At 63.5% G+C, this 26,365-nt stretch carries 31 protein-coding genes and 1 pseudogene; 9 read left to right on the forward strand and 23 right to left on the reverse strand.

The features are described 5' to 3' along the window. Window position 1 precedes the first annotated feature (1 nt). From GH664_RS09850 to GH664_RS09860, 3 genes are read left to right on the forward strand one after another with little or no spacing between them, the layout of a single operon-like run. Window positions 2-448: a hypothetical protein gene (locus GH664_RS09850; RefSeq protein WP_008647292.1), complete on the forward strand. Its 447-nt coding sequence runs from the start codon at window positions 2-4 to the stop codon at window positions 446-448. A gap of 23 nt (window positions 449-471) precedes the next feature. Then, window positions 472-1,008, forward strand: a complete 537-nt coding sequence (locus GH664_RS09855; protein ID WP_034054001.1) for an MOSC domain-containing protein — start codon at window positions 472-474, stop codon at window positions 1,006-1,008. Between the two features lie 5 nt (window positions 1,009-1,013). Continuing rightward, a complete protein-coding gene (locus GH664_RS09860; RefSeq protein ID WP_042797683.1) occupies window positions 1,014-1,946 on the forward strand; it encodes a CorA family divalent cation transporter in 933 nt (310 codons plus the stop codon). Between the two features lie 156 nt (window positions 1,947-2,102). Here GH664_RS09860 and GH664_RS09865 read toward each other — a convergent pair. The 3 genes and pseudogenes from GH664_RS09865 to GH664_RS09875 all read right to left on the reverse strand — a co-directional run. Further along, window positions 2,103-2,477 (reverse strand): annotated as a pseudogene (locus GH664_RS09865) (ATP-binding protein); the annotation flags it as partial. 146 nt (window positions 2,478-2,623) lie between these two features. Then, window positions 2,624-5,539 carry a Tn3-like element IS1071 family transposase gene (locus GH664_RS09870; protein WP_003049965.1) on the reverse strand — a complete coding sequence of 972 codons (2,916 nt, stop codon included), beginning with the start codon at window positions 5,537-5,539 and terminating at the stop codon, window positions 2,624-2,626. 354 nt (window positions 5,540-5,893) lie between these two features. Continuing rightward, the gene (locus GH664_RS09875) at window positions 5,894-6,721 is read right to left on the reverse strand and encodes a KilA-N domain-containing protein (protein ID WP_153167908.1); all 828 of its coding nucleotides are present in this window, start codon (window positions 6,719-6,721) and stop codon (window positions 5,894-5,896) included. 148 nt (window positions 6,722-6,869) lie between these two features. On the opposite strand from GH664_RS09875, the gene GH664_RS09880 reads away from it, so the two are divergent. From GH664_RS09880 to GH664_RS09890, 3 genes are read left to right on the forward strand one after another with little or no spacing between them, the layout of a single operon-like run. Further along, the gene (locus GH664_RS09880) at window positions 6,870-7,508 is read left to right on the forward strand and encodes a recombinase family protein (protein WP_153167909.1); all 639 of its coding nucleotides are present in this window, start codon (window positions 6,870-6,872) and stop codon (window positions 7,506-7,508) included. Window positions 7,509-7,533: 25 nt separating this feature from the next. Continuing rightward, a complete protein-coding gene (locus GH664_RS09885; RefSeq protein WP_228111458.1) occupies window positions 7,534-9,168 on the forward strand; it encodes an IS481 family transposase in 1,635 nt (544 codons plus the stop codon). Beyond that, window positions 9,158-10,129 (forward strand): ExeA family protein, encoded by a 972-nt coding sequence (locus tag GH664_RS09890; protein WP_153167911.1) that lies wholly within the window; start codon window positions 9,158-9,160, stop codon window positions 10,127-10,129. Before GH664_RS09885 ends, GH664_RS09890 begins: the two co-directional genes overlap by 11 nt. A gap of 247 nt (window positions 10,130-10,376) precedes the next feature. Here GH664_RS09890 and GH664_RS09895 read toward each other — a convergent pair whose 3' ends face one another. Beyond that, window positions 10,377-10,940, reverse strand: coding sequence for a MarR family winged helix-turn-helix transcriptional regulator (locus tag GH664_RS09895; protein WP_153167912.1), 564 nt, complete (start codon window positions 10,938-10,940; stop codon window positions 10,377-10,379). Between the two features lie 109 nt (window positions 10,941-11,049). On the opposite strand from GH664_RS09895, the gene GH664_RS09900 reads away from it, so the two are divergent. After that, window positions 11,050-11,283: a thioredoxin family protein gene (locus tag GH664_RS09900; RefSeq protein WP_153167913.1), complete on the forward strand. Its 234-nt coding sequence runs from the start codon at window positions 11,050-11,052 to the stop codon at window positions 11,281-11,283. 12 nt (window positions 11,284-11,295) lie between these two features. After that, complete coding sequence (locus tag GH664_RS09905; RefSeq protein ID WP_153167914.1) at window positions 11,296-11,772, forward strand: cytochrome P460 family protein; 477 nt, start codon at window positions 11,296-11,298, stop codon at window positions 11,770-11,772. Window positions 11,773-12,226: 454 nt separating this feature from the next. Here GH664_RS09905 and GH664_RS09910 read toward each other — a convergent pair whose 3' ends face one another. The 18 genes from GH664_RS09910 to GH664_RS09995 form a co-directional block, all read right to left on the reverse strand. Then, on the reverse strand, window positions 12,227-13,768 hold the full coding sequence (locus GH664_RS09910; protein WP_153167915.1) for an NAD(P)/FAD-dependent oxidoreductase: 1,542 nt from the start codon (window positions 13,766-13,768) through the stop codon (window positions 12,227-12,229). Between the two features lie 72 nt (window positions 13,769-13,840). Then, a complete protein-coding gene (locus GH664_RS09915) occupies window positions 13,841-14,299 on the reverse strand; it encodes a cyclopropane-fatty-acyl-phospholipid synthase family protein (protein ID WP_256219465.1) in 459 nt (152 codons plus the stop codon). A 35-nt stretch (window positions 14,300-14,334) separates the two neighbouring features. After that, window positions 14,335-15,777, reverse strand: coding sequence for an MATE family efflux transporter (locus GH664_RS09920; protein ID WP_153167917.1), 1,443 nt, complete (start codon window positions 15,775-15,777; stop codon window positions 14,335-14,337). Beyond that, a complete protein-coding gene (locus GH664_RS09925; RefSeq protein ID WP_153167918.1) occupies window positions 15,774-15,899 on the reverse strand; it encodes a DUF1428 family protein in 126 nt (41 codons plus the stop codon). Before GH664_RS09925 ends, GH664_RS09920 begins: the two co-directional genes overlap by 4 nt. Window positions 15,900-15,909: 10 nt before the next feature. After that, the gene (locus GH664_RS09930; protein ID WP_153167919.1) at window positions 15,910-16,356 is read right to left on the reverse strand and encodes an SRPBCC family protein; all 447 of its coding nucleotides are present in this window, start codon (window positions 16,354-16,356) and stop codon (window positions 15,910-15,912) included. 57 nt (window positions 16,357-16,413) lie between these two features. After that, window positions 16,414-16,800 carry a VOC family protein gene (locus GH664_RS09935; RefSeq protein ID WP_153167920.1) on the reverse strand — a complete coding sequence of 129 codons (387 nt, stop codon included), beginning with the start codon at window positions 16,798-16,800 and terminating at the stop codon, window positions 16,414-16,416. Then, complete coding sequence (locus tag GH664_RS09940) at window positions 16,797-17,345, reverse strand: VOC family protein (RefSeq protein WP_228111455.1); 549 nt, start codon at window positions 17,343-17,345, stop codon at window positions 16,797-16,799. Before GH664_RS09940 ends, GH664_RS09935 begins: the two co-directional genes overlap by 4 nt. Before the next feature lie 44 nt (window positions 17,346-17,389). Continuing rightward, window positions 17,390-17,824 carry a glyoxalase/bleomycin resistance/extradiol dioxygenase family protein gene (locus tag GH664_RS09945; RefSeq protein ID WP_153167921.1) on the reverse strand — a complete coding sequence of 145 codons (435 nt, stop codon included), beginning with the start codon at window positions 17,822-17,824 and terminating at the stop codon, window positions 17,390-17,392. A 73-nt stretch (window positions 17,825-17,897) separates the two neighbouring features. After that, window positions 17,898-18,353 carry a VOC family protein gene (locus GH664_RS09950; RefSeq protein WP_153167922.1) on the reverse strand — a complete coding sequence of 152 codons (456 nt, stop codon included), beginning with the start codon at window positions 18,351-18,353 and terminating at the stop codon, window positions 17,898-17,900. Window positions 18,354-18,455: 102 nt separating this feature from the next. Then, window positions 18,456-18,875: a nuclear transport factor 2 family protein gene (locus GH664_RS09955; RefSeq protein ID WP_153167923.1), complete on the reverse strand. Its 420-nt coding sequence runs from the start codon at window positions 18,873-18,875 to the stop codon at window positions 18,456-18,458. Between the two features lie 25 nt (window positions 18,876-18,900). Further along, a complete protein-coding gene (locus GH664_RS09960; protein WP_153167924.1) occupies window positions 18,901-19,344 on the reverse strand; it encodes a nuclear transport factor 2 family protein in 444 nt (147 codons plus the stop codon). Window positions 19,345-19,429: 85 nt separating this feature from the next. Beyond that, complete coding sequence (locus GH664_RS09965; RefSeq protein ID WP_153167925.1) at window positions 19,430-19,822, reverse strand: YciI family protein; 393 nt, start codon at window positions 19,820-19,822, stop codon at window positions 19,430-19,432. A gap of 53 nt (window positions 19,823-19,875) precedes the next feature. Further along, on the reverse strand, window positions 19,876-20,256 hold the full coding sequence (locus GH664_RS09970; RefSeq protein ID WP_153167926.1) for a YciI family protein: 381 nt from the start codon (window positions 20,254-20,256) through the stop codon (window positions 19,876-19,878). Window positions 20,257-20,359: 103 nt separating this feature from the next. Continuing rightward, window positions 20,360-21,694, reverse strand: coding sequence for an RNA polymerase sigma factor (locus GH664_RS09975; RefSeq protein WP_256219466.1), 1,335 nt, complete (start codon window positions 21,692-21,694; stop codon window positions 20,360-20,362). An 824-nt stretch (window positions 21,695-22,518) separates the two neighbouring features. Continuing rightward, on the reverse strand, window positions 22,519-23,097 hold the full coding sequence (locus GH664_RS09980; RefSeq protein ID WP_153167928.1) for a cyclin-dependent kinase inhibitor 3 family protein: 579 nt from the start codon (window positions 23,095-23,097) through the stop codon (window positions 22,519-22,521). A gap of 52 nt (window positions 23,098-23,149) precedes the next feature. After that, window positions 23,150-23,338 carry a hypothetical protein gene (locus tag GH664_RS09985; RefSeq protein ID WP_153167929.1) on the reverse strand — a complete coding sequence of 63 codons (189 nt, stop codon included), beginning with the start codon at window positions 23,336-23,338 and terminating at the stop codon, window positions 23,150-23,152. Between the two features lie 289 nt (window positions 23,339-23,627). Further along, the gene (locus GH664_RS09990) at window positions 23,628-24,521 is read right to left on the reverse strand and encodes a DNA-binding protein (protein WP_153167930.1); all 894 of its coding nucleotides are present in this window, start codon (window positions 24,519-24,521) and stop codon (window positions 23,628-23,630) included. A 215-nt stretch (window positions 24,522-24,736) separates the two neighbouring features. Beyond that, window positions 24,737-25,405: an SOS response-associated peptidase gene (locus GH664_RS09995; protein WP_153167931.1), complete on the reverse strand. Its 669-nt coding sequence runs from the start codon at window positions 25,403-25,405 to the stop codon at window positions 24,737-24,739. An 88-nt stretch (window positions 25,406-25,493) separates the two neighbouring features. Between GH664_RS09995 and GH664_RS10000 the strand changes: the two genes are divergently transcribed. Further along, window positions 25,494-25,826, forward strand: coding sequence for a hypothetical protein (locus GH664_RS10000; RefSeq protein ID WP_153167932.1), 333 nt, complete (start codon window positions 25,494-25,496; stop codon window positions 25,824-25,826). A gap of 3 nt (window positions 25,827-25,829) precedes the next feature. Here the strand turns inward: GH664_RS10000 and GH664_RS10005 are convergent, their stop codons facing one another. After that, entirely contained in the window at window positions 25,830-26,360 is a 531-nt protein-coding gene (locus GH664_RS10005; protein ID WP_153167933.1) for a hypothetical protein, read from the reverse strand. Between the last annotated feature and the right edge of the window lie 5 nt (window positions 26,361-26,365).

The raw sequence follows: 26,365 nt of genomic DNA on the forward strand, positions 1-26,365 counted from the left end.
AATGAGCAACAAGACCCATCTGCGCCAGACCATGCTGGACCTTGCCGAAGGGCGCCTGCGGTTTGCTGAACAGACCTATGCGCAATACCTGGTCGGTGCGGCGGGCCGCGGAGATGAACCCAGTGAAAGCGATGCGGCGTCGCGGGCCGTCAACAATGCCGCTCTGGCGCAGGCGTTCGAATGCCCCATTCACGATCATCAGGAGGCCCTGGAAGTCTTACGTCAGATCGATTTCGGTCCCCGGGATTCGGTGGAGACAGGCGCCGTGGTTCGCATCGACGGGCGTTGGTTCGTGATTGCGGTTGCTAGCGATGCCTTCCAGTGCGACGGCAACACCTACATGGGAATTTCCACCCAGGCGCCCATCTACGCAGCGATCGCAGATGCCCGAGCCGGTGATGTTGTCAGCTTCCGGCAACGCGAACTGCACATAGAGGAAGTCTTGTGATGCACCTCATTCGAGTCTGAACGATGGGCGGCACGCTGCGCGACTTGGTCCGGCGCTTTCATGGCACAGGTCGACTTGGTGCCATCGTTCTGCGCCCGGATCGCCTCAAGGACGCTGTGTCCGTGCAGGAGGCCAGGGCCGAACCGGGTCTCGGGCTGATTGGCGATCACCGCTCCCTGCGGCTTCGTCAGTCGGATGCGCAACGCCATCGCGAGCTGAGTCTGATCCAGGCTGAGCACCTCAGCTTGCTCGGGGTCTGGACGGGGCAAGCCCCAATTGCCCCGGAGCGTTTGCGGCGCAACCTCGTGATCTCGGGGATCAACATCGCCGCGATGCATTCACCTTTCCGGGAAGAGCGCTTTGTCTGGCGAATTGGCGGTTCGGTCCGCATTGAAATCACGGGGCCATGTCCTCCTTGTTCACGCATGGAGGACGAGCTCGGTGAAGGCGGTTACGCCGCGCTGCGTGGTCACGGGGGCGCCACGGCACGGATCGTCGTAGGTGGCGTGCTACGGGTTGGAGATACCGTTAACCTTGACGTTGAATCCACCGTGGGCTGAGAGCCATGATCGAAGCAGAGCGTACGCCTGGGTTCCTCCATCTTCTCCAGATGACCGGCGGTGCGTCGTGGTTGCACATGTGCATCCACCACCGCGAGACGGAAGGTTTTCTCTCGAGCGCGACCGGCCTGGACAAGCTGATCGCCGCAGCGATGGTCTCTGAAGATACCCGGTCGCGGTTGCGCGTCCACGGGCAGGGTGTGATGGTTCTGCTCAAAGCGATGCATCTGAGAGCTGATGGAGTGGGGCATCCAGAGGACATGGTGTCCATGCGAATCTGGATTGATGAGCGTCGGGTTATCACGACCCGCGAGGAGGATGTGGATCCCATCCTCGAACTTGCAGAAGACATCTCTCAGGGGCGCGGCCCTGCAACGCCAGGTGACTTCCTTTGCGATCTCATCGAAGAGCACCTCGCGGAAGTTTCCGAGCAGGTCGAGATGCTGGAGGATGGGGTGGATCTGATCGGCGGCCTTCTGGTTCAGCACCAGACGGAAGCGGCATGCCCGAGCATGGCCAATACCCAGACCGCGATCTCTGGCTTTCTTCGTCATCTTGGCCCCCAGCGAGCCGTTCTTCAAACGTTGACAACTCTCGTCGTCCCGCCGCTGAATATAAATCACCGAGGCCGACTGGAGGAGCACCTGAACCAGCTGTTGCGGTTGCTCGAAACGCTGGAGAATTTGCGTGACCGTATCGATATCCTCAGTGACCAGGCAAACCGCATTCAGGAGCGACAGCTGAATCAAAGCTCTTATGTTTTTGCCGTGGTATCCACAATCTTCTTGCCCTTGAACTTTGTCACTGGCCTGTTTGGCGCCAATCTTCTGGGACTGCCGTTCGCAGATGCCACCAATGGCTTCTGGGTGTTGGTAGGTCTTTGCTTACTAATGAGTGTTGGGTTGGTAGCGGTCTTTCGCTGGTTCAAATGGCTTTAGTAGACGGTTTGTGGACTGTTTGAGATGTATCTTCGGAGCCGTCCATCAAGGACGGGTGCGCTGTTAGGAAAAACGATACGTGCCTGTTGATTCATCAGCACAACTGAGCCAGTGATCACGTCGAATACTGAGCCACTGGGTTGATGGATGTTCTGGCTACTCGGTTGTGGATAAGTCTATCGGGTCTGCTGCTTTTCGATCTCCTTTCTGAGCTTTTGCACGTGGCTTGGACGGTGCCGCGCCAGCGGCACTGGAGTGCTTGAATCGCCAGCTCTCATTGCCTGTCTCCACGATGTGGCAGTGGTGCGTGAGGCGGTCGAGCAAGGCGGTTGTCATCTTGGCGTCGCCGAAGACGCTGCTCCATTCCGAGAAGGTGAGGTTGGTGGTGATCACCACGCTCGTTCGCTCGTAGAGCTTGGAGAGCAGGTGGAACAGCATCGCACCGCCCGACTGCGTGAACGGCAGGTAGCCCAGTTCATCCAGGATCACCAGATCGACGTACATCAGCCGGTGTGCCAACTGCCCGGACTTGTTGGGGTCTCCTCGTTTTCAGTGCAATAAGTGACGGTACGAAAAGCTAGCACTGGCGCGGAGGTGGTGTTGGTAGATCGTTGATTTCATTGACTTTCCTGTTCACTTTCAAATCTGCGATTCGTGGCGTCAAACCGTGGTCGGTTTCATCCATTGGTGCCAGTTATCGATGCATTTGGCCGCGAAGGCAGGATTTGGTCAGCATAGCGGTCAACCGGGAAGCGAAACACACCCCGCAAGTTGATGCTCTCCAGCCTGGTGGGCGCAATCTTCCCGATCAGTTCCGGTGGAATGACCTGGCGGCGGTTCGACCAGCGATCCAGGACCGCCTGCATCTGTGAGGTATTCCACGCCATCACGATGTTGGCCATCAGGCTCAACGCATCGGCCACAGCCTGCATTTCATCGACACGTTTGGCCTGCGCCGGGCTGATCCGGCCGGTATAAATGGCGCGCTTGAGGGCGTTAACAGCCTCGCCCCGATTGAGCACCCGGCGCAACTCGTTCCTGAAAGCGTCCTTGACAAAGTAGTCAGCCAAAAACGCCGTACGCAGCAACCGCCCCAATTGCACGCCAGCCTCATAGATTGGATCGCCCTGGGCGGCAGAACCGAACCGCGCAAGAGCTGCCACCGCACTGGCATGTCCGCTCATGACCGAGGCTGCCAGGTGCACCAGACTATCCCAATGCTTTTCGATCAAAGCGACGTCGACATTGGCTTCGCACACCGCAGCGATTTCTGCGGGCACTTTGGTGCCGCGTGGCACAAAGAGGTGGCGCTGTTTGAGTTCCTTCAACCGCGGGCAAAGATCAAAACCAAGCAAACGGGCATGTGACATGGCAAAGTCGGTGTAGCCATGGGTATCCACAGCAAGCTGGCTGGTCTCCAGCTTTTCTTGGCGGATGACACCTTCAATGGCCACGCCCGCCTGGCGCTCATTGAGCACAAAGGGCTGCGCATGGAAGATGCCCCACCGGTCTTTTACATGGGAGTAGATTCCAATGGAAGGTGTGTTGCGCCGAGGATCAAGCCGGGCTTGCCACACCCGTTTGGTGGTCTCCATGCTCATCATGTCAGAAGATGCCAAATCGGACCGCCCCCAGGTGGCGGCAATCGGGTGTCGCTGCATGAATTCCAGCACAGCCTGGCAGGCCTGGCTCAGACGCCGTTCGTCCCGCGCCCAGCGCATGGCCTGGCGAATGCTGGTGGCAGACAATTGCGGAATCATGCGCGCGCATTCGACCGCAGTCAGACTGGTGCCGTGGGCCATGATGCCGGCATAGACCATCAGCAGCTCGTCGGTAGAGCGCGGCTCACGTCCGAGCATGATCCAGCTAAAGCGCACCTGGGCGTCAACGGCCAGAATCACTTCCGGCAATTGAACCTCACCGATGCGGTGATCCAAAGCCGCGCGCAGCTTGGTCACTTCTGGGTCTTCGTCCTCTGCGGGCAATGGCGACAAATGGAGTTCATCATCCACGCGCAGTACGCCACTGCGGGCTGCAGCGGCCACCGCATCGACACCGGCAGTTACTCTGGCCAGCAAAGGCTTCAAGAAAGTGGCAGCCTTGCTGGGTAACGATAGACGGGCATAGTGTTTCTTGGACTCTGCCTGCCAACGCTCGTCCGTGAAGAACAAGCGCGCACGACCCCGAAAGCTCAGGCTGTGCTCAATCCAGACCGAGCCATTGCGCACCGCGCGGCGCAGGGCAAACAGGGTGGCCACCTCCAACGCCTGAAACGCCCGTTCCCGGTCTGGGCTGGAGATCGAAACCTGCCAGATCATTCCCAGACTTGGTGCCACCACTTCAACTGGCAGCTTTCTGGATCCTTTGAGATATAAAGCTTGCAGCTTGGCAAGGTACTCGATGGCAGGATGCTCGCCGGTGGCCTGCCAGGGCAGCTTTGCAATGGCGACGAGCAACGACCGCACGGGGCGAATTCCATCAATCAATCCCTCGCGGACCAGGGAGGCCCTGCTCGGTGGTTTGCGTTTCTGGGTTTCGGTGATCAAGGCTTCAAGACGGGCACGCAACTCAGCATCTGGCACCGCACCTTGCGCGCTCAAGGCAACAAGTTCGCCGAGCAGCGTTTTGTACATTGCGGCCCAATTGACGGTAGCGGGGACATCGGCGGCAGCCTGACGCCACAGATCGGCGATCCGGCGCTGCACCATAAGGATCAACTGGTCTGTGGTGGTGAACAGGCAATACCGAAGAAAGCATGCGACCTCCACGGTGCGCGCTGGCTCTTTGATCTTGGCTCCGGCTGAGGGCGGCCTGGAGACAAGTCGGCGCGCGTAGCGGCGCAAGATGAGATCGGGGATGTCTGCCAGGTGCTTATGAACGTCCAGCGTGTAAAGCAGGTCGATGCGCTCCAGTACCTCGCTGATTTGGCGGGTTGAGTGTTTCGCCGGTGCAGCCCATAGCCAACTCTGCTGGGTTTGTCCATCTGGGCGCAGCTCTGAAACTGAGGCTCGCCAGCGATCAAGTGTTGCTGGATCAACGCTGGCGGCGATGGCGGTGCCTGTTTCAACTTCAAGCTGGGCAAGTGCCGCCGCAATCAGTGTCCGAATTGCCCGCTCGTGCACGATCACCAGCTTGTTCTTGTACAGCCATTGACGCGCCCGCACGAGTAGCTGATCGCGGTCGGCGCAGCGCGCCACTTCGTCGCGCAGTTCACGTACCAGTGAGCGGCGCTGGTGCTCGCTCATCCACTGGAATCCAAGGACCGTGCAGGCTACTTGTTGGTGATCGAATAGCGTGCGCCCGCGTTCATACATGGCTCTCAGCGAGGCGACTTCTGGTGCTGCAATGCCAAGCTCGTTGCCAAGGTGGCGCCACAAGGCTACTGGAATTACCCGAAAGGCACCGAGCAAACGCCCACTCATGCGCAGGAAACCAATATGGAGCGCCAGACCAAGCTTGTGGGAATCACCTCGGCGTGCATTGATTGCGTCGCGCTCGGCACCATCGAAGGTGAAAAATGCCTTCATCTCGAAGTCGCTGATATCGCGGGGGAGCCCACGCATCCCCAAAAACGTTGTGTGCCAACCCTGCATCGTGAACCTCAAAAGTGGGAGGCCACCATACCCGTTTACAAAGCGAACAGGAAAGTCAATGAAATCAACGGTCTACCCAGACCACCCCCGCGCCAGTGCTAGCTTTGCGTACCGTCACTTATTGCACTGAAAACGAGGAGACCCCAACCAGCTTTGGGTTGCAGACTTTACCTATGTGTAGCGGCTTGCAATCGTGGCGGTCCCGGCTTGCAATCCAGGCCCGTTTCCGGCTCAGATTATCTGCAACTGACCAGGCCGCCGGGCTCACATTCCCTGCAACCCGGCCTGCAATCCATCCGGCGGGCTCACAATCCAGCGCCGCCGGCTCACGCTTTCTGCAATTGATCCCGACCGTTACTCAGGGGTCTGCCCCAACCGTTTGATGGCTGTGGCACTGAGCAAGGATCGCATCTGCGTGATGGCGATGCCGTTGAGCTGCGCCAGCCGCTCGGAGGCCGGTAGCCCCTGATGGATCAGAACCGCGTTGATACTCTCAAGGTTCGAGAGCACGACCAGTTGCTCCAGGGTGGCGGCATCGCGCATGTTGCCAGGCTGACCAGGATTAGCCTGCCGCCACTGCGCGGCGGTCATGCCGAACAACGCGACGTTGAGCAAGTCGGCTTCACTGGCGTAGACAGTGACGGTCTGGGCCTTGGTCAGTTGCGGCGGTATCAGCCGCTCCTTGATGGCGTCGGTGTGGATGCGGTAGTTGACCTTGGCCAGCGTGCGCTGGAAGTTCCATTCCAGTGACGTGGCGCGGGCCTCGTCGTCCTTGAGGCGCTGAAACTCCTTGATCAGGTACAGCTTGAACTCGGGGCTGAGCCAGGAGCCGAATTCGAATGCGATGTCGCGGTGCGCGTAGGTGCCGCCGTAGCGCCCGGCCTTGGCGTACAGCCCGATGGCGCCGGTCGCGTTGATCCACTTCTTGGCCGACAGGTAGAAGCTGTTGCGTCCGGCCTCATTCCTAATTCCCTCGAATTCGAGGGAATTGAAGCCGCGGTTGTTGATCTGCTCCCACACCCCCAGAAACAGCACCGTGTCCTTGTTCTTCAGCCACTGCTCGATGAGCGCACTGCCGCCGTCGAAGTTCTTCACCATGTCGGTGAGCGAGATGTAATCCTGCTCATGGCGCGAGGTGATGGCGACATCGGTGCCTTGCACGGTGATGCTGCGATTCTTCATGTCGATCCGATGGTGTCGGGAAACAGTTGTTTGGCGTTAGGTGGGTTATGGCCACCGATCCGACACACGCACCCCCCGAAATTCTGTGCGGAAAACCATACCGCAATGGTATAGGATACGAGAACCTTGATCCACCGGTTTTCCGCACATGCTCGTCGGCTACATGCGCATCTCCACCGACAATGATCGCCAGTCCACCGACCTGCAGCGTGATGCGTTGCTGGCAGCCGGCGTCGATGCGCGCCATCTGTTCGAGGACCACGCTTCTGGCACCAGGGATGACCGGCCCGGCCTGACAAAGGCGCTGGAATTCTTGCAGCCGGGCGACGTGCTGGTGGTCTGGAAGCTGGACCGGCTCGGTCGCTCGCTGTCGCACCTGCTCACCATCGTGAACGCCCTCAAGGAGAAGCGGGTAGCGTTCCGCTCGCTGACCGAGAACCTGGACACCACGACGCCCTCGGGCGAGTTTCTGTTCCAAGTGTTCGGTGCCCTCGCGCAGTATGAGCGCGCGCTCACGCGCGAGCGCGTCATGGCCGGGCTCGCTGCCGCCAAGCGGCGCGGCCGTCGCGGCGGTCGGCCGCCGGCGATCACCGGCGAGAAGCTCGATGCCATTCTCTCCGCGCTCGATGGCCGCATGTCCAAGGCGGCCGTGTGCCGCAACTTCGGCGTCAAGCGCACCACCTTGATCGAGACGCTAGCCCGGATCGGCTGGCCAGAGGGCCTCGCCAAGCAGCCACGTCGCGACACGACAGACAGTGGCAACCCGAAAGATTCGCGGCGGTTGTAGGACACCAACGATGGGGCGGAAGCAGATTCCCTACGACTCGCTCCTGCAGCTCCGCCAGCGGCTCGACCGCCTGCCGCACAAAAGTCCGGAGCGGGCTGCCCAGGTCGCTGCGATGGCCACGCTGTACGGTGTCTCCACCGATTCCGTCTACCGCGCGTTGCGCGAGTTCAATCGACCGAAGGCGGCGCATCGCGCCGATCAAGGCAGGCCGCGCGTGCTGCAGCAGGCCGAGTTGGAGCGCTACTGCGAGTTGGTGGCTGCACTCAAGCTGCGCACCACCAACAAGAACGGCCGCCACCTGTCCACGAAGCGCGCAATCGAGCTGCTGGAGGACTATGGCGTGGAAACGGCGCGGGGGTTGGTCAAGGCGCCGAAGGGGGTGCTGACCAAAGCCACGGTCAACCGCTATCTATCGCTCTGGCACGTGGACCAGACGCGCCTGCTGCGCGAGCCGCCGGCCGTGCGCTTCCAAGCGGAGCACAGCAACGACTGCTGGCAGTTCGACATTTCACCGTCCGACCTCAAGCATATCGACAAGCCCGACTGGATCGACCCGGCCAAGGGCGAGCCCACGCTGTCGCTGTTCAGCGTGGTGGATGATCGCAGCGGCGTCGCCTACCAGGAATACCGCTGCATTTACGGCGAGGACGCCGAATCGGCGCTGCGCTTCCTGTTCGATGCGATGGCGCCGAAAGCCGACCCGGCCTTCCCGTTCCAAGGCCGGCCCAAGATGATCTACCTGGACAATGGCCCGGTCGCCAAGAGCCGGGTGTTCCAGAACGTGATGCTCGCGCTGGGCATCGAGTGGCAAACCCACATTCCGGCCGGCAAGGACGGCACACGCACCACCGCGCGCGCCAAGGGCAAGGTGGAACGACCGTTTCGCACGGTCAAGGAGCTGCACGAGACGCTGTACCACTTCCACAGGCCGGAGACTGAGAAGCAGGCCAACGAATGGCTGCACCGCTTCCTGATCCACAAATACAACCAAGGTGACCACCGCAGCGAGCCCCATTCGCGCATCGAGGACTGGATCGCCAACCTGCCGGCCGACGGCGTGCGTGAGATGTGCTCCTGGCAGCAGTTCTGCCGCTTTGCGCGCGAGCCCGAGCGTCGCAAGGTCGGCATCGACGCGCGTTTCGGCATCGACGGCACGCAGTACGAAGTCGAGCCTTACATGGCCGGCGAGCACGTCATCTTGCTGTGGGGCCTGTTCGATGACGAGATGTTCGTCGAGTACGATGGCCAGCGCACTGGTCCCTACCACCCGGTGAATGGGCCGATTCCGCTGCATCGCTATCGTGCGTTCAAACGCAGCAAGGTGGATGAGCGCGCCGACCGCATCCGCGCCTTGGCCGACCAGCTCGGCCTACCGATCGCGGCGCTCGCCGGCGACAACCTGCAGTTCTCGGCCCCGCCGGTACTGGCGACCATCCCGCGCCAGCCGTTCGACGCCGAGGCCCTGGAGTTCAAATTCCCAACGGCGATCGCCGCGAAACTGGCCATCGCCGCAGACTTGGCGATGCCGCTGGCCAAGCTGCCGTCGGAAGACCGTGCCTTCATCGACCAGGTGCTCGCCGAGACGTTGATCCGGCGTGTGCTCCTGGAACGGATTCGTGGATATTTCAGACACAGGAAGGGGAAGGAACATGCGGGTTGAGGTGATGGACTATTACGGCTTGGTCAAGCCGCTGAACCAGGCGGGCTACTACGAAACCACCCATCATAAGGAACTGATGAAGGACGTGAGAGGGGCGATCATCGAAGGTCGCCTGATCGCCGTCTGTGGCGTGATCGGCAGTGGCAAGACGCTGATGCTGCGTCGGCTTGAGCAGCAACTCTCGGAGGAGAAGAAGGTCCTCGTCTCCAAGTCGGTCGCGGTCGAGAAGCACAGCATCCGCCTGGCCACGCTGATCGAGGCCCTGTTCTACGATCTGGTGCCCGACAAGCAGGTACAAATTCCCAAGAAGATCGAGCGGCGAGACCGCCAGCTGCGCGAGCTAATCCAGAAGAGCAAGCGCCCGATCGCGTTGTTCGTGGACGAGGCGCACGACCTGCACGGTAACACGCTGATCGGCCTCAAGCGCCTGTTGGAGCTGGCCGAGGACGGCGGCGGACGCCTGTCGGTCGTGCTCGCCGGCCATCCCAAGCTGCACAACGACCTGCGCCGGGAAACCATGGAGGAAATCGGCTACCGTACCGACGTGTTCTCGCTCGACGGCATTGCCGGCAGCCAGCGGGAGTACATCGAGTGGCTGCTGACCAATTGCACCGGTGGCAAGGCCCATCCCGCCGAAGTCCTGACGCCGGAATCCATCGACCTGCTGGCCGAGAGCCTGCGCACACCGCTGCAGATCCAGTTGCACCTGATGCTGGCCCTGGATGCCGGCTACCAGTCCGGTGCCAAACCGGTGACGGCCGACGTGGTGGAGTCGGTGCTGTCGCGCCACATCGACGATCTGGAGCCCACCCTGACCCGTCACGGTTACAGGCCGAAAGACCTGGTGGAGCAGTTCGGCGCGAAGCCGGCCGAGATCAAGGCACTGTTCAACAACACGCTCGACCCGGAGCGCACCACCGAACTGCGCGAGAAGATGCTGCGCGCGGGGCTTCCCATCTGAAGCCGATACAGTGACACATGGAACGATGACGATGAACGACTATTGAGGGTAGACCGATCAGTGGCCTGACCGGACGGCCAGCATCGGCTCGCCTTACTTCTTCGTCAAGTCCGCTTCGGCGCTGTGCGCCAGACGGCAGTCGACCCACAAGGGACAGATGACGTAGCCATCGCCATTGGCGACTAAGCAATTGCAAACCTGCTGTTCGAGATTCTGGGATAGCTGTCAATCTGGGACAGGCATGCAATCAAACGCACTCCGGTGTTGCTGCTGTCCATTCACGACAGATGCGAATAGTTTGCTCGGTGACGAGCGGCTCGTGAGTCAGTCCGCAGCGTGCGCCACTTTCCTCGGTCAGAAAGTGAGCGCACTGGTGACATAGGCCGAAGGCACGCTGTCCATTCACGCGCTGCATGGCTGAAAGCAGTTTGCGCAGCGTGCTTTCAAGTGCATCAGCCTCACGCGTTCGTTCGCAGAGTAACTGCTCCACACGCTCGACCCAACTCTCGCTTGATACAGACTCGCCGGCGGGGGTCAGTTTCAGGTGCACGCGCTTGCCGTGACGGGCGTCCGGTTCCTTGGTCAGCAATCCCTTGCGTTCAAGCACAGCGAGCGTCTGCGACACCGTCCCGCGGGTGATGCCGAAATACTCCGCAATGGCGATGGGCAGGTCGCTATACCGATTGGCCAGTTTGAGGTAGTGCAACACCTGAATGTGGATGGGCAGCAGCCCGTGCCGTGCCGCATCGTCGCGGACGGACTGCTGAACTAGTGCCCCTAGGCGCTCGAGTAGGAGAGAGGTTTGGTTCATGATTTCAATGTATCGCCTCGATGCATCTGTTGACAAGCATGATGTAGTGACTCTAATCTTGATATGCATCGAGTCGATGCATATATTCGTTAGTCCTGAGGAGTCAATCATGAGCGAAGCCTTGTTTTTCCATGCTGGTTGCCCAGTGTGCACATCTGCCGAGCAGCACTTCATCCAGGCACTCGATCCGAAGCGGTACGCGGTAGAGGTTGTCCATCTGGGCGAGCAAAAGGATCGTATCGCTCAGGCTGAGCGCTACGGCGTGACGTCGGTACCCGCGCTGGTCATCGACGGGCAGCCGTTCCACATCAACTTTGGCGCTGCGCTGGCCGATCTGAAATAGGAGGGGTCCAAGATGAAACGCATCCTGACTTTGCTATCTTCGATGGCGCTCGTTTTTCCGGCTGTCGCGGCCGATCCGCTGGTGCCATACCCGGAGGAGTATCGCGGCTGGCATCACGTCAAGACCATGGTCATCGATAAAGGCCATCCGCTCTATGAGGCCTTTGGTGGCATCCATCACCTCTACGCGAACCCAAAAGCAGTGGCGGGCTATCAGTCCGGGAAGTTCCCTGATGGCGCAATCATCGTGTTCGATCTTCTGGAAGCTATCTCAGCCGACAATGCCGTCACTGAGGGGACGCGAAAGATCGTCGGTGTGATGCACAAGGACGCGAGGGAGTATGCGGCGACAGGCGGTTGGGGGTTCGAGGGCTTTGGCGGTGGCGACAAAGCAAATCGGGTCGTGGGGGGCAACGCGGCCAGCGCCTGCTTTGCTTGCCACGAGCCGCAGAAGGACCACGACTACGTGTTCAGTCGCCTACGAGATTGAGGTGCCGTGTTGATGAAAGCTCCGATGGCACCCGAGTGTCTGGTAGAGGTCTGGTTGGACACTCGGGTGCCATTGGAGCTGCCGCAGCGTCGGGCAGTCGCGGCCGCACGAACTCGGGCGTATTGATTGGGCACGATCACGATTCTTGATGGTCTATTGGTCACGAAAGATAAGTTCCGTTCCATGCGTGATCCGGAAGTTCGACCACCTTGGGGCTCTGCCCCAAACCCCGCACTCGCCGCGGGGCAGCCGTCCGGGCCGTCGCGACCGCTGACCAGAAATAGAAATGGCGGCTGATGACACGAGTGTTGGGTCTACGCCCTGTTCAGAAAGAGCAAGTCTGGTCAGTTGCAGATAATCTGAGCCGGAAACGGGCCTGGATCGCGGGCCGGGACCGCTACGATGGCAAGCCGCTACATGTACCGGCACACGATCCACGGCCCGCGTCAAGGGCTCACTGCGACATTTGCCTCCATAGGCGTGGCTCAATCGACGCAGCGGCCATGAACCCGCCCATGAAGGCGCCCTGGATTCCTGGGCTGACTGCATCCTGGCCGGCCAACAACAACCCGGGCACCGGTGTGACGACTCGCAGCGCCCTGTGGCTCATATGTTCGGCGGACATCTCGAGCCCGTACATGGCGCCGTGATCCGCCAGAACGAACGACGCCTGCGACAGTGGTGTCGAGAGTTCATGGAAATCGATCAACGGGGCGAGTCTCGGAAAATGGCGTTTGAACTGCGCCAGTAAATTCTCGCTGATCCAAGCCTTGGTTGCCTCATAGTCCTCGGGGCGGCGTCCCGCCTTACTGGCTGACCAGGCGGCGAAGGGCTCCCAGCGGCAGATCGCCACAACTTCGGCCGTGTGGTGTGCGGGGTCCTGGTGTGCCGAATCCTTAAGGGAAGGAAACGATACGAAGAGGGAGGGGGCGTCTTCGTCGGTCGGGCGCTCCCACATCCGACCGATGTCGTCGCTTTCGTACACCCAAACGTTCGCGGTCGTTGCGCCGTGCGCGCGAATGTCGCCGCGGAAGCCCAAATACAGCGTCACGTAGGACACACCGGACCTGAGCGCCTGGATGTCCCGGCGCCATTCAGGCGACACTTCTCCGGGGAGCGCGGCGATCGTATTGCACGCGCCCATTGCCGAGATGACGACAGGTGCAGCGATCGCCTCGCCGTCTTCGAGGCGCACGCCACATACGCGCCCGCCAACAACGCGGATCTCAGAAACGGTGGCTCGTGTGCGTAATTCGCCACCGGCAGCACAGATCGTTTCCCCAAGCGCCATGGCGAACTGCGCCGGACCGCCAATCGGGTAATAGGCACCGCTGAAATAACTCCCTGTGACCAAGGCGTGGATCCCGAAAGGTGACCGCGCGGGGGGAACGCCGTAATCGCCCCAGCGCGCGGCAAGGACAGCGGCAAGGAGGACATCGCGGACATCACGCACTGCCTCCTCGGTAGTCGTGCCGAGCGCGCGGCGAATGCGTTTCGCGTTGAACCAGCGCACGAGCGCTGCAATCGGCGCGGGGGCAGCCTTCGCTGCAAACAGGGCCAAGATCGCCTTCTGTGTGTCGTCGCAGGCGGTGAAGTACCGGTCGATCACGCCGGTCTCTTCTGGAAAGGCAGTCTTAAGCCGTTCGACGTAGGCAGCGCGCGGCGACTCGATGGGGAACTCGAACCCTGGCAGCCGCACGATATCGTACGGCGAACCGAGAGAGGCAAAACGCAATCGCCCCTCGGTCAGCCATCGAAGCATCCGCCCGAACTGGTTCTCGGCCCCCGGCGCTTCGCCGACACCCCCGATGTAATGCAAGCCCGTCGCAAACACGTATTCGCGTCGGCGAAAAGTCTGGGTGAGGCCACCAAGTTGAAAATGCTGCTCAAGGACTAGAACGCGGCGTCCGCATTTTGCAAGCGCCGCGGCTGCGGTAAGCCCGCCTATCCCTGAGCCGATGACGATCGTATCGAATCCGCGCGCACCTGAACTCATCTCACTCCACGGCCGGCGATTCAAGCCTCCCAAGAACCGAGCTTAGACCGGAAATGGGACGAGAGCCATGATCTAAACGGGTACATAGGCATTCAGATGAGCGTCAAGCACATACGCCAGTCCATCGACGACAAGGCACCCGCCAGGCGCGTGCGCGTCCGCCAGGCGCGGCCATGCACGCGCGCGGGCGTCCGGGTGCCGACCATCGAACGCGCCGACGCGCACCGCAACGATCAGGTCGAACGGCGCCTCTCCGGGTGCCAAGACGAAGTCCTCGGCGGCGACCTGGCGGAAGGACACATGGCCTGCGGCAATCGCCTCGGCGGACGCCGCCATCGCCTGCGCAACGGCGCGGGCCGAGCGGTCGATGCCGAGCACCTGTCCGGGCGCCACGCGCATAGCGATCGCGCGCGCAAGCGCGCCTGGGCCGCAGCCGATTTCGAGTACGCGCAAACCGGGCTGCAGAGGCAGCGCGTCGAGTATCTTCTGCAGGCGAGGAGAAAGCGCGGGCATGGCGTGAGTGATGGTCACCGCTGCTCAAGGAATGCGATTACGTATCGCCGCGGTCAAACCCGTGCAGTCTTCCAGCGCCCACGGCTGAACAGCCACAGCGTGAACAGGCCGACCGCAGTCTCGGAGATGAACACGCCCCAGAACACGCCGGAGTGCGCCCAGCCCAGGGGCAGCGCAAGCGCCCAGGCGAGCGGGATCTGGATCAGCCAGAAGAACACCAGGTTGATCCAGGTTGGCGTCATCGTGTCGCCGGCGCCGTTGAAGGCCTGCACCGACACCATCCACCAGCCGTAGACGAAGTAGGAATACGACAGGATGGCGAGCCACTCGCCGCCGATGGCGATAACTTGCGCGTCGTCGGTGAACAGGGCGATGAGCTCGTCATGCAGGAAGAAGAACGCCACCGACACCGCCAGGGTGAAGGCCATGTTCATCCAGCCGATGCGCCACACGGCGGCCTCGGCCCGCTCGGGCTGGCTCGCGCCGAGGTTCTGCCCGACCAGCGTGGCGGCGGCGTTGGACATCCCCCAGGCGGGCATCAGCGTGAACATCATGATGCGTATCGTGATCGTCGCCCCGGCCACGGCTTCGGTCGACACGCTGGCGAGGATCCGCATCAGGAAGATCCAGGCGGTCATCGACACGATCATCTGGCCGATGCCGCCGAGCGAGGTACGCACAATCTGCAGCAGCGTCGCACCATGCCAGCGCAGGCTGGCGCGGCGGATCCGCAGGTGTTCGCTGCCGCGAACCAGGATCCAGACCTGCATCAGCACGCCCGCGCCGCGCCCGATGTTGGTCGCGATCGCCGCGCCCTCGATGCCGAGCGCCGGGATCGGCCCGAGGCCGAAGATCAGGATGGGATCGAGCACGATATTGAGCGCATTGGCGACCCATAGCACGCGCATCGCCGCCGCTGCGTCACCCGCGCCACGGAAGATGGCGTTGATGACGAAAAGCAGCAGGATCACCGCGTTGCCACCAAGCATCCACTGGGTGTAGCGGTAGCCGTGCTCGATGGCCCAGGCGTCTGCACCCATCAATCGCAGCAGGTCCTGCGCCCAGACGATGCCCGCCACGGTGAAGGGCAGCGAGACCAGCAGCGCCAGCACGATGGCCTGCACGGCCGACAGCGAGGCCTCCTCGCCGCGCTGCTCGCCGATGCGCCGGGCGACGATCGCGGTGACCGCCATTGCCAGGCCCATCGCGATCGAATACAGCAGGAACAGATAGGTTTCGGTCAGGCCGACAGTGGCCACCGCCGACGATCCGAGCTTGGCGACGAAGAAGATGTCGACCACCGCGAAGGTCGACTCGAGCACCAGCTCCAGCATCATCGGCACGGCGAGCAGAAACACCGCGCGCTTCAGTGGAATGCGCGTGTAGTCGGCGTTCGTGCCGCGCAGCGCGGCGCGCAGGTCGGCCCACAGGCCGGTGGAGGCATTGCCCGACGTCGCATGCGCATCCGCCACGGACGCCGTGTCGCGGACTGTCATGTCCCGACCCGCTGGACCACATCGACCCCGATCCACATCGCGCCCGCCTTCTGCGCAAGTACGCGATAGGCGTTCAGTTGGGCGCGGGGCATCGGTAAAACGAATCCATCAAAGTAGTCCATGAGGAACTGGTTAGTTGGGAATCTCGGGCTCCACCAGGCTGGCGAGCTGGAACAGAGATTCCTGCCAGCCGAGGTAGCACGCCTCGACAGGAATGGCCTCTGGAATGCCGGCCTGCTCGATGTGGACGTCGGTGCCACACGACACCTCGCGCAGCTTCACCGTCACGCGCATCTCGCCTGGCAGGTTGGGATCGTCGAAGCGGTCGGTGTACTCGACCACTTCGCCGGGTGTCAGCTTCACGTACTCGCCGCCGAAAGAATGGCGGTGGCCGGTCGAGAAGTTCTCGAACGACATCTTGAAAGTGCCCCCGACCTTGCCATCGAAATGGTGGACGTGGCAGATGAAGCCATGGGGCGGCAACCACTTGGCCAAGGCCGCGCCATGGGTGAAGGCTCGGTAGACCTTGTCGGGCGTGGTGCGCAGGACACGGTGCAGGTGGACGGTGCCGGTGGGCATGCTGGGCTCTCCAGTGGTGGGGGTTCTACTTTGGGGGGCGGCGTCTGGTCGACGGATTCAGGCCATCGAATGCAGGCCGATGCAGTTGCCCTCGGTGTCCGTCACCAGCGCGCAGTAGCCGTACTCGCCGATCGAGAACTTGGGCTTGAACACCTTGCCTCCGGCTATTTCGACACGCGCTTGTTCAACAGCGCAATCCTCGCAGCCAAAGTACACCAGCGTGCCACCGCCGCCAGAGGTCACCCCGTCCATCTTGGCCAACATGCCGCCGGCGCCCGGGCCTGACATGTCCATCGGAAAGGACAGCATCTGCATGTCCTGGGCTTCGCCCTCGGGCGACTTCAGCTCAGCGAGCTGGCACTGGAACACCGTTTCGTAGAACTTGCGCGCGCGCGACATGTCCTGCACGTAGATCTCAAACCAGACGACGGGATTGGGTTTCATGGGATGCTCCTCGGGGGTTGAGGCATGTGGGTTCCGACTGGAACAGGGTGGGTCAAGGGCAGTGTGCTCAGCGCCCCGCCAAGGCTGCCTCGATGGCGGCGACGTCGATCTTGCACATCGTCATCATGGCTACGAAGGCACGCCTGGCCTCCTCGCCCCCCCGCGGCCATCGCCTCGGTGAGCACGCGCGGGATGATCTGCCAGGAAACGCCCCAGCGGTCCTGGCACCAGCCGCAGGCGTTCTCGGCACCGCCGTTATCGACGATGGCGTTCCAGTAGCGGTCGGTCTCTGCCTGGTCGTCGGTCGCGATCTGGAACGAGAAGGCCGCGGTGTGCGGGTACGCCGGGCCACCGTTGAGGCCGAGGCAAGGGATGCCTGCGACCGTGAACTGCACGGTCAGCACGTCGCCGGCCTTGCCGGACGGGTGATCGGCGGGCGCGCGATGGACGGCGGTGACCCGGCTGTCGGGGAAGGTCGCAGCGTAGAAGCGGGCGGCCTCCTCGGCGTCCTTGTCGAACCAGAGGCAGATCGTGTTCTTGTGCATGGTCTCTCCTCGCGTCTCGGATCCGTAAGTGTGGGACAAGCCGGTCAAGCCTGCGCCGCGGGTTGCAGGATGGCCCACTTGAGGCCGAACGGGTCTTCCAGCAGCCCCCAGTCGTCACCCCAGAACTGGCGCTCGTAAGGAGCGAGAACCTTGCAGCCGGCGGCGACCGCCCGATCCCACCAGGCGTGGCCGTCGGCCACCACGAGTTGCAGGTGGCCGAAACCGCCGCGCTGCGCCGCCTGATTGCTACCGTCTGCGCATCCCGCGTGATCGGTCATCATCAGCGCGCCGCGATTGATCTCGACCTGCGCGTGGATCAGTCCCGGTTGGCCGTCGGGGAAGGGCATGCGGCCCAGTTCCTTCGCACCGAAGGCACGGGCGTAGAAATCACAGGCTTCGGCCGTACGGCCAGCCATGGTCATGTAGGGAATCACGCCGTTCATCACGGCGGGGTCGGTGGGGTGCGGTGCATCGCTCATGGTGCTCTTCTCCAGGTGAGTGAAACGGTTGCGTGTACCTGCTGGTCGATCGGCGGGTGGCCAGATCGACGGCTCACACCCAGCCTTCGATCTTGAGACCGGAGGCCTTCTCGGCCTCTTCGCGCGTCACCGCCTTCACCGTCTGCGCGAAGGTCCAGATGTGCCCTTCGGGATCGAGCGCGCGATAGGTCCGATCGCCGTAGAACTGGGTCTGGGGGGCCTGCAGGATGACGGCGCCGGCCGCCTTCGCTCGCGCGCAGTGCGTGTCGATATCCTCGGTCAAGTGAACGTGAGTGGTCTGCGTGTTCTTGCCGGCGATCGACGCCGGGCTTCTTTGGTCGGCCGTCCACTCGGTGCCGACCATGATGATGCCGTCGCCGAAGCGCATCTCCGAATGCTCGAGATTGCCCTCGGCGTCCATGATCACCATGACGGTCTCGAACCCGAACGCGGCTTCGAGCCATTTCAAGGCCGCCTTCGGATCGCGGTAACAGAGGGCAGACGACAGCGTCGGGCGCGGCGCGCTCATGGTCTGGGACCCTTCCTTGCTGCATGAGAAAGTTTGCACGGGGCGGCACTCACGGCAGGACTCCTTGGATCGGGACAAGAACGATGGACAGCACCAGCGCTGTCATTGCGGGGACGACTGTGGCTCGAGCGGATGCGGTGCCGAGTGATGTTCGTGAACGATAGACCAGCGCCCATGACGTCGTTGCAGCCCCAGCGTCAGGCGGCATACCGGCGCTGTCGAGCCGCCGATACGCAGCAACCCCGAAGCAAAGGCTACGTCGTCGCCAGCAGCGATGCGCAAGTCGTCAATGACGAACGCAGTCGGACCCGGCGGGTTGTAGCGAAAAAAGAGCTCCCACGTCTGGCGGTAAGCGCTCAGGCCGAGAGACTGCATCGGCTCGGGCACATCGAACATCAGCACGTCATCCGTGTGACGATCGAGAATGCCGGCCATGTCGCCGGACTGGATCGCACCCTCCCAGGCGCGAATCAGGTCGCGGACCTGCGCTTCGGGTGGGATCGTCGAGGTGATGCCGGTCATGGTGTTCTCCTCGGGCTGGACGGCGTCAGGGTTCCAGCCACAGCGCCTTGTCGCTCTGCGGGTCGAACGGGGCGGAGAAATGTTCGTGCACGACCCGCCACTTGCCGTGCTGCTTGCGGAAGCAGGCGGTCATCCGCATCCAGCCGGACATCTCCTTGCCGTCCGGTCCGGTGCCGCCGCAACGGTTGAGGCCGTGGACGAAGGCCAGTTCGTCGCCCGCGCTGACCTGCAGCTCGTGGAGTTCGAAGATCATCGGACCGGAGCACATCGTCATGCAGGTTTCCCAGTGCTTGCGATAGGCGTCGGCGCCCTTGAACTGCAGTTGCGCGATGGCATCGAAGGCGACAATGTCCGGCGCGTAGTGGGCAACGATGCGGTCGATGTCCCTGGCGCGAACCGCGTGCGCCCAGTCTTCCAGTTGGCTGCGAAGCTCGGTTTCAGTGCGTGCGAGGGTGGATGGGGTGTCCATGATGGGGCTCCTTGGTGTGGGTGAAACGGTTGTGTGTACGTGCTAGTCGATTGGCAGGCGGCCAGATCGACATCGGTTCGCCGGTTCAGCGGGCGGCGTCCGGCACAACGAAACCCAGCGCCTGCAGCGTCTGCAGATCCTCGGCGACCGGCCGCACCTCGACGCAGCCGAACTTCGCTCCGGGGATGCGGGACGCCACCTGGATCGCCTCGTTCAGATCGCGGGCCTCGATGAGGTAGTAGCCGCCGAGCTGGTCCTTGGTCTCGATCCAGGGCCCGTCGGTGACCGAAACCCGGCCGTTGCGCACCCGGACGGTGGTGGCCGCATCGGGCGGCAGCAGGCGGTTGCAGCCGAGGTAATGCCCGCTTTGCCGGATCGCGTCGGTGAACTCGCGGTACTCCTCGAAGTGCTTGTCCGCATCGGCGCGGGGCATCTGCTCCATCACCTTCTCGGCACAGATCAGGCAGAGGTATTTCATGACCAGTTCTCCTTTTAAGTCGTAGATGAGGGCCGATATCGGCCCCGCGACGCTCAACAGTCTTCAGGGTTCGCGTTCCGCAGCGCGTCGCCGCTGGCGACGATCTCGCGGATCGGCCGGATCGGCCGCACTTCGATGCTGCCGACACGCGCAGGCGGGCTCCCTGCCGCGATATGGATCGCCTCGTCGATGTTCTTTGCCTCAATCATGTAGAACCCGGCAAGCTGCTCCTTGGTCTCGGCGAAGGGGCCATCGGTCACCGACACCTTGCCGCTGCGCACGCGCACGGTGGTGGCGGTATGGACCGATTGCAGCGCTTCCGAGGCGAGACAGTGACCGCTTGACCGGATCGCCGTGTCGTAGACGACGCAATCCTCATCGGGCAATTCGTCGAGGCGTTGTTCATCGAGATAGACGAGGCACAGGTATTTCATTGCTTTGCTCCATCGAGGGTCGTCTTCATTGCGGCTTCCGTACCCCTAGTCGAACGGCGCGCGGCGAGATCGACATGGGGTCGGCGATATCACGCTGGCGACCTCACGCCGGCAGTTCCGCGAGCCGCCGCTCGAGAAAGCGCCGTTCGGGCGCCTGGCGGACCAGCTCGAGCGCGCGCCGGTAGGCCGCCCGCGCCTCCTCGGTTCGGCCCAGGCGCCGGCACAAATCGGCGCGGGCGGCATGCGCGAAGTGGTAGTCGGGGAGTTCGCCGCGCGATAGGATCGCGTCGACCGCGGCCAGCCCGGCCCCGGGCCCGTCGCGCATCGCCACCGCAACGGCACGGTTCAGTTCCACCACTGGCGACGGGTCGAGACGCAGCAACACGTCGTAGAGACCGACGATCTGGGCCCAGTCGGTCGCGGCGGCAGTGGGCGCCTCGGCATGCACCGCGGCGATGGCCGCCTGCAACGCATAGGGGCCGGCGCGGCCCGCAACCAGTGCGTGCTCGACCAGCGCAGTGCCTTCGGCGATCAGCGTCCGGTTCCAACGCGAGCGGTCCTGTTCGTCGAGCAGCACCAGATCGCCTTCTGCGGTCGTGCGTGTTTCGCGGCGCGACTCCTGCAACAACATCAGCGCGAGCAACCCGATCGACTCCGGCTCGGGGAGCAGTTGGGCGAGCAACCGGCCAAGCCGGATCGCCTCGCCCGACAGCTCTGCGCGTGTCAGCGACTCACCAGCCGATGCCGAGTAGCCTTCGTTGAACACCAGATAGATCACCCGCAGGACACTGTCGAGGCGGCCCGGAAGCTCGGCCTGAGACGGCACTTCATTGGGGACGCGCGCGTCGCGGATCTTGCCCTTGGCGCGCACGATGCGTTGCGCGAGCGCGGGCGGGGCGACGAGGAAGGCGCGCGCGATCTCCTCGGTGGTGAGGGCGCACACCTCGCGCAGCGTCAGCGCCACCTGCGCCTCCGGCGACAGCACGGGGTGGCAGCACGTGAAGATCAGCCGCAGGCGATCGTCCTCGACGCTGTCCTCGTCGATCGCCCCTTCGGCCGCGTCTACGCTCGCCGGGTCGAGCCGGTCATCGAGGTCGTCGACGAAATCGAACCGTGCCCGCCGCCGCAGGCCGTCGATCGCCTTGAAGCGGCCGGTGGACACCAGCCAGGCGCGCGGGTTGTCCGGCACGCCCTCGCTCGGCCAGTGCTCGAGCGCGGCGCGAAAGGCATCGTGCAGCGCTTCTTCGGCGACGTCGAAGTCGCCGAGCAGCCGAACCAGCGTCGCGAACATCCGGCGCGAGTCGGTACGGTAGAGCAACTCCAGCCGCTCACGCACGTCCGTGGTCGCTCCAGCAGGTGCGTCCGGAACGAGCTGGTGAGATTGGTCCGATGAAACGTTGCGCTCGCCCATTCGCGTCTCCCGTGAGCGTCTCGGCATTCAGAGACGACCGTGCGCCAGACAGTCGGCGTGTCCGGTGCGCCTGCAAACGGTTGTTCCTTCTCAACCTGTTGGCGGTGGCCCTTGTGTTGTGGAACACCGTCTAACTGGAGCGGGTTTCCACGCCCTGCGCAGCAGCGCCGAGATCGGCGCAGGTAAGTTCATGCCGCAACGGCCGCTGAATGCAGCTTAGCGTACGATTCTTTCCGTTTTCTGAGACGACCCAGGTGGGGATGTGCCGCCAGATCGAACAAAGATGCACCTCCTTGTCTGATTGATGTCCTGGGGAGGCCTCGGCAACAGCGCGGCCTTGCGTCCCTTCGTCGCACTCTCCTCCAGACACAACGGCGCCGAACAACCCGAATGGCAACAGTCTACGTGAAGTCGCCATTCGATCCGCCTGCCTGCGGACAGAACGGCGGGTTGTGATCAGCTCATCGCCCTGAGCTTCGTTGCCGTCACCTGCCGTTCTCGGCTGGGTTGCAGTCGGGGCAGCCATCCGCTCTGGGACGAACGCTGGCAAGAGATTGAAATGGCGGCTGGTGCCACGAATGCTGAATCTATCCAGCGTTGATGCTCAGAAGGGACACGTTTGTTCAATTGCAGAAAGCGTGAGCCGGCGGCGCTGGATTGCGAGCCCGCCGAATGGATTGCAAGCCGGGTTGCAAGGAATGTGAGCCCGGCGGTCTGGTCAGTTGCAGATAATCTGAGCCGGAAACGGGCCTGGATTGCGAGCCGGGGCCGCTACGATTGCAAGCCGCTACACATAGACGTCCTCGCGAAACCCCATCAGGCGTTCGAACCAATCCATCGGCGTCACCTTGTCACGACCCAGCGCCGCGTCGGCGCGGCAGGTTCAGGACATATTGTTCCTGTTCAGCAGTCTCGATCGCCCCGGGTCGCGCCGACCGGACGCGCCCGATCGCTTCGACCGCTGGCATTCCCAGTTCGACCAGGAGACGGGCCGCGACCGTCCCCGCACGCCCGAGTCCGCCCCGGCAGTGCACCAGCACCCGGTGCCCGGCGAGCAACGCATTGCACAGCACCGGGCCGCTCGTCTGCCAGCCCGCCTCGAATTGCGCACCGGGCGGCTGAACGTCCGGGATCGGCAGGTGGTGCCAATCGAGGCCGCGAGAACGGACCTGGGCACCGAGCTCGGGCACACCAAGCAGCGCAAGTTCATGCTCCTCGAGAAGAGTCACCACCGCGCGCGCGCCCCACCCGACGATCACACCCAGGTCGACCGCGAGATCCCGCTCCCAGCGGAAGTCGTACAGGCTGGGGCCGGTCTTGCCCGGGCAAAACGTGATCCCGATGCGGCCGCCTTGCTCGCCGGCAATCACCTCGTCAATGTGAAGCGGATCGCTGCGGCTCGTCCGCACGGGGGCGGCCTTTTCCTTCATGCGCTCACCATACGCTCACCAAATGCCTGTCGGTCAGCACGGACTCGCCGTCTCAGCGGTACGCGACCAGCGGGCCCCGTTGCCGGCCGACCAATCGACGCACGCCGCGTGCGCCCGCGAAAACCGCGATGCGCCCTGGATGGTGCCAGCCGGCGACGGTGTGCCGATAGCCGACCCTGGCCAGCAGGGCGTCGAGCTTGTCCGCCTGCCCGCGGATGTCGCCGATGACGTAGTAGCCCATGGTGTCGACCAGTGAAACGTTGCGTCTTCCACTACACGATGCCTGCGTCGAACGGCTCGCCCGCGCGCGTTTTCGGGAAGGTTGTGGTGAGAAAGCATGCCATGCCAGTGCGGCGCTTGCAGGGCCCGTTGCCTACCACCACCCGCCGATCGGGCCGCCAGGATGACCGGGTCTCTCGAGCGCAGCCCAGACGCGGCTTGCCGCGGCAACGCCCTCTGCACCGCCGCGCCGCAGCGGAATCGATCATCACCTGACATCCCTGAAGCCCCGCGGCCGGAATCGCCCCGGATCACGCACCGCCCGCGCCCCGGGCGCCCATCGCCTCGAGCAGCGCCGCGTTCTGCGCCTGCAGCGCCTCGAGCTGACCGGCGAGCCGGGCGGTGTGCTCCCGGGCGGCCGCAGCGTCTTTCGCCTGCTCGTCGCGCGCCTTCTCCACCGCGACCACCTTGTCCGCGCAGCGCTGCGCTTCCCGGGCCGCGTCCTTTCGGTGCTCCTGGTGTGATTTCTCCGCGGCCTCGGCCGTCGCCTTCACCGTCACCAGTTCGGCGCGCAGACCCTCCGCAGTCACCGTCGCCCGCTTGAGTTCCTGGCGAACCTCGTCGAGTTGGGCGCCGGCCGCCTTCAACGCCTCGGCGTGCTGTTCCGCCTCGGCCTGCGCCGCCCTCTCCGCCGCCGTCAGACGCTCGCGCAACTGAGCGAGTTCGACCTTGTGCCGCTGGGACTCAGCCGACACCTGGTCAAGGCGCTGCTGCAGCGCCTCGCGCTCGGCTCTGCAGGTTTCGAGCCGGTCCTCGAGGTCGTCGACCGTTTGCGCCGCGTCGGCGAGTTCGCGCTCGGCCTGTTCGCGCTGTTCGCCGGCGGCACGAACGATCTCCGCCACCCGGCGCTCGGCCGCCTTCACAGCCTTGTCATTGAGCTCGACTGCCAGCGCGGCGATCCGCTCGGTCAGCGCCCTGGTGACCTGAGCGACGGTCTCGGCGACTTCGACCGGCAGCTCGGCGACGGGCTCCGCCTGTGCGACCTGCTTGCTCGCCAGATGCTCTTCCCACACCTGGCGCAGGCGCGACGGGTTGCCGCCACCGACCCTCTGACGGAGAGCGAAACCGGTGACATTGCGGCCGGCAGCCTGGATGGCCTCGCCGGCGGCGACGATCTCTTCGGCGGTGTATTCGGCTGGACGCATGACGGGGCCTCCTCAACAGGGGCTCGATTATAAAAGAAACAAAGTAATAAACAAACAAACTGCTTAAATAGAGCTCTCGACCGGCGGCGATCCAGCGCCGCGCCGCGGCGAGAATCAGCAGAAAAGAGGGGGGTTTCGCCCGAGAAATCGGACGCCGTGCCGCAAACTGACGTTCGAAGCGGGGAGAGATGGGTAGGCGAGGCCCGGAAAACCGCTCAGATCGCCTGGATCAGCGTCGGCGAGTCGTTCCGCACGCTCCCCACCGCCCGCGAAACCGGATACGCCGCGAGCCCTGCCTCCGGACACGGCCTCATTAGCCCCTGCACCTGGTCGGCCGGCGTGGCCCCGCTCAACCACGCCGCGTAATCCCCCGGCGCCAGGATCACCGGCATCCGATCGTGCAGCGGCCGCATCGCCGCATTGGCCTCGGTGGTGACGATCGTGAACGTGTCGAGCTCCTCGCCGTCGGCCGGGCGCGTCCAGCGCTCCCACAGCCCTGCCAGCCCGAAGAACTCGCCCTCGACCGGGTGGATGTAGAACGGCTGCTTTTCGCCGGCGATCTGCTGCCACTCGTAGAAGCCGTTGGCCGGCACGATGCAGCGGCGGCGGCGAAACGCCGCCCGAAAGGACGGCTTCTCGGCAACCGACTCGCCGCGCGCGTTGATCAGCTTGGTCGCGATCGCCTCATCCTTCGCCCACGACGGCACCAGCCCCCAGCGCAACAAATGGATCACCCGCTCGCCGCTCGGGCGCTGGCGCACCACCGGCAGCCACTGCATCGGAGCCGCGTTGTAACGCGGCTCGAACTCGAAGTCTTCGGGATCGGCCTCGAAGCGTTCGCGCAGGCGCGAGACCGGACCATAGAGCGCGTAACGACCGCACATTGCTGAAGCCTCCTGCCGACGGGCTCGAGCAGCGCCCCAAACCCGACACAATGAGCGAAAATAGACTGTATTTTTTTACAGTCTTTCCATGTACGTCAGAGTCGTCCAACTGATGGCCGAAGGAGTACGCCGCCCGCGCGACACGTGCCTGGCCGACCCCGGCATCACCGGCACCCTCAGCATAGGCGACATCCCGATCGGCACCGCGGAGAAGCGCCCGCTGCGCGCCGCGCAGCTCTGGGAACAGTGGGGCTCGGCGGCCAAGCGCCCACTGCTGCCGCCACTCTTCGACGTCCAGGTGCTGCGCATCACCCCGCGCGGGCTGCTGCTGCGCGGCTTCCAGATCGACAGCCGCAACCTCAAGGCCATCGCGCAGCACGCGCAGGAATGGTGGGCCGTGCCGATCCGCGACCGGGAATGAAACCTAGTGCAGCGTCCCGGAAGGCCCGCCCTCGCCTTCCTTCACCGGCAGCAGATCCGTGAACCGCCCCTGCACCTCGGTGTAATGCCGGAACTCCGGCACCCCGATCGTGCGCTTCTTCTTGCTGATGCCTTTCGGCTTGATCGGCACCTGGGCGACCCACACGCCGTGGCGCGTCTCGAGCGCCAGGCTCACCACCTCGATCCGCCAGCTCGCCGGGCAGTCGGCGAGCGACCCGTACTCGTCGAGGATCTCCTCGTAGCGGGCGACCTTGTCCGCCCGCAGGCTGTAGGCCTCCATCAGCACGAAGACGAAGTCGGCGTCGAGCTGCTCGGCGAGCATCTTCACCGCGTGCGCCGCGACATCCTTGTCAGCCGGCGCGCGCCCGAAGAGCGGCGTCGGGATCGTGGCGCCGGTGGTGAAGTTGCCGACGAAGGCCATCGCTGCGAGTTCCTCGCCCTTCTCGAGAAACTCGCGCGCCTTGTCGATCAGCGGCGCGATCGCCGTCCGGTAGCGTTCGGGAAGCTGGCTCATGTCGG

Origin of the sequence: Thauera sp. 2A1 (assembly GCF_009469595.2) — a bacterium.
GTDB lineage: Bacteria > Pseudomonadota > Gammaproteobacteria > Burkholderiales > Rhodocyclaceae > Thauera.

What these genes read in the sequence shown, in the direction of transcription:
- GH664_RS09850 (WP_008647292.1), top strand. Translation starts at nt 2, where the DNA reads ATGAGCAACAAGACCCATCTGCGCCAGACCATGCTGGACCTTGCCGAA.
- GH664_RS09855 (WP_034054001.1), top strand. Translation starts at nt 472, where the DNA reads ATGGGCGGCACGCTGCGCGACTTGGTCCGGCGCTTTCATGGCACAGGT.
- GH664_RS09860 (WP_042797683.1), top strand. Translation starts at nt 1,014, where the DNA reads ATGATCGAAGCAGAGCGTACGCCTGGGTTCCTCCATCTTCTCCAGATG.
- GH664_RS09870 (WP_003049965.1), bottom strand. Translation starts at nt 5,539, where the DNA reads ATGCAGGGTTGGCACACAACGTTTTTGGGGATGCGTGGGCTCCCCCGC.
- GH664_RS09875 (WP_153167908.1), bottom strand. Translation starts at nt 6,721, where the DNA reads ATGAAGAATCGCAGCATCACCGTGCAAGGCACCGATGTCGCCATCACC.
- GH664_RS09880 (WP_153167909.1), top strand. Translation starts at nt 6,870, where the DNA reads ATGCTCGTCGGCTACATGCGCATCTCCACCGACAATGATCGCCAGTCC.
- GH664_RS09890 (WP_153167911.1), top strand. Translation starts at nt 9,158, where the DNA reads ATGCGGGTTGAGGTGATGGACTATTACGGCTTGGTCAAGCCGCTGAAC.
- GH664_RS09895 (WP_153167912.1), bottom strand. Translation starts at nt 10,940, where the DNA reads ATGAACCAAACCTCTCTCCTACTCGAGCGCCTAGGGGCACTAGTTCAG.
- GH664_RS09900 (WP_153167913.1), top strand. Translation starts at nt 11,050, where the DNA reads ATGAGCGAAGCCTTGTTTTTCCATGCTGGTTGCCCAGTGTGCACATCT.
- GH664_RS09905 (WP_153167914.1), top strand. Translation starts at nt 11,296, where the DNA reads ATGAAACGCATCCTGACTTTGCTATCTTCGATGGCGCTCGTTTTTCCG.
- GH664_RS09910 (WP_153167915.1), bottom strand. Translation starts at nt 13,768, where the DNA reads ATGAGTTCAGGTGCGCGCGGATTCGATACGATCGTCATCGGCTCAGGG.
- GH664_RS09920 (WP_153167917.1), bottom strand. Translation starts at nt 15,777, where the DNA reads ATGACAGTCCGCGACACGGCGTCCGTGGCGGATGCGCATGCGACGTCG.
- GH664_RS09925 (WP_153167918.1), bottom strand. Translation starts at nt 15,899, where the DNA reads ATGGACTACTTTGATGGATTCGTTTTACCGATGCCCCGCGCCCAACTG.
- GH664_RS09930 (WP_153167919.1), bottom strand. Translation starts at nt 16,356, where the DNA reads ATGCCCACCGGCACCGTCCACCTGCACCGTGTCCTGCGCACCACGCCC.
- GH664_RS09935 (WP_153167920.1), bottom strand. Translation starts at nt 16,800, where the DNA reads ATGAAACCCAATCCCGTCGTCTGGTTTGAGATCTACGTGCAGGACATG.
- GH664_RS09940 (WP_228111455.1), bottom strand. Translation starts at nt 17,345, where the DNA reads ATGCACAAGAACACGATCTGCCTCTGGTTCGACAAGGACGCCGAGGAG.
- GH664_RS09945 (WP_153167921.1), bottom strand. Translation starts at nt 17,824, where the DNA reads ATGAGCGATGCACCGCACCCCACCGACCCCGCCGTGATGAACGGCGTG.
- GH664_RS09950 (WP_153167922.1), bottom strand. Translation starts at nt 18,353, where the DNA reads ATGAGCGCGCCGCGCCCGACGCTGTCGTCTGCCCTCTGTTACCGCGAT.
- GH664_RS09955 (WP_153167923.1), bottom strand. Translation starts at nt 18,875, where the DNA reads ATGACCGGCATCACCTCGACGATCCCACCCGAAGCGCAGGTCCGCGAC.
- GH664_RS09960 (WP_153167924.1), bottom strand. Translation starts at nt 19,344, where the DNA reads ATGGACACCCCATCCACCCTCGCACGCACTGAAACCGAGCTTCGCAGC.
- GH664_RS09965 (WP_153167925.1), bottom strand. Translation starts at nt 19,822, where the DNA reads ATGAAATACCTCTGCCTGATCTGTGCCGAGAAGGTGATGGAGCAGATG.
- GH664_RS09970 (WP_153167926.1), bottom strand. Translation starts at nt 20,256, where the DNA reads ATGAAATACCTGTGCCTCGTCTATCTCGATGAACAACGCCTCGACGAA.
- GH664_RS09975 (WP_256219466.1), bottom strand. Translation starts at nt 21,694, where the DNA reads ATGCCGAGACGCTCACGGGAGACGCGAATGGGCGAGCGCAACGTTTCA.
- GH664_RS09980 (WP_153167928.1), bottom strand. Translation starts at nt 23,097, where the DNA reads ATGAAGGAAAAGGCCGCCCCCGTGCGGACGAGCCGCAGCGATCCGCTT.
- GH664_RS09985 (WP_153167929.1), bottom strand. Translation starts at nt 23,338, where the DNA reads ATGGGCTACTACGTCATCGGCGACATCCGCGGGCAGGCGGACAAGCTC.
- GH664_RS09990 (WP_153167930.1), bottom strand. Translation starts at nt 24,521, where the DNA reads ATGCGTCCAGCCGAATACACCGCCGAAGAGATCGTCGCCGCCGGCGAG.
- GH664_RS09995 (WP_153167931.1), bottom strand. Translation starts at nt 25,405, where the DNA reads ATGTGCGGTCGTTACGCGCTCTATGGTCCGGTCTCGCGCCTGCGCGAA.
- GH664_RS10000 (WP_153167932.1), top strand. Translation starts at nt 25,494, where the DNA reads ATGTACGTCAGAGTCGTCCAACTGATGGCCGAAGGAGTACGCCGCCCG.
- GH664_RS10005 (WP_153167933.1), bottom strand. Translation starts at nt 26,360, where the DNA reads ATGAGCCAGCTTCCCGAACGCTACCGGACGGCGATCGCGCCGCTGATC.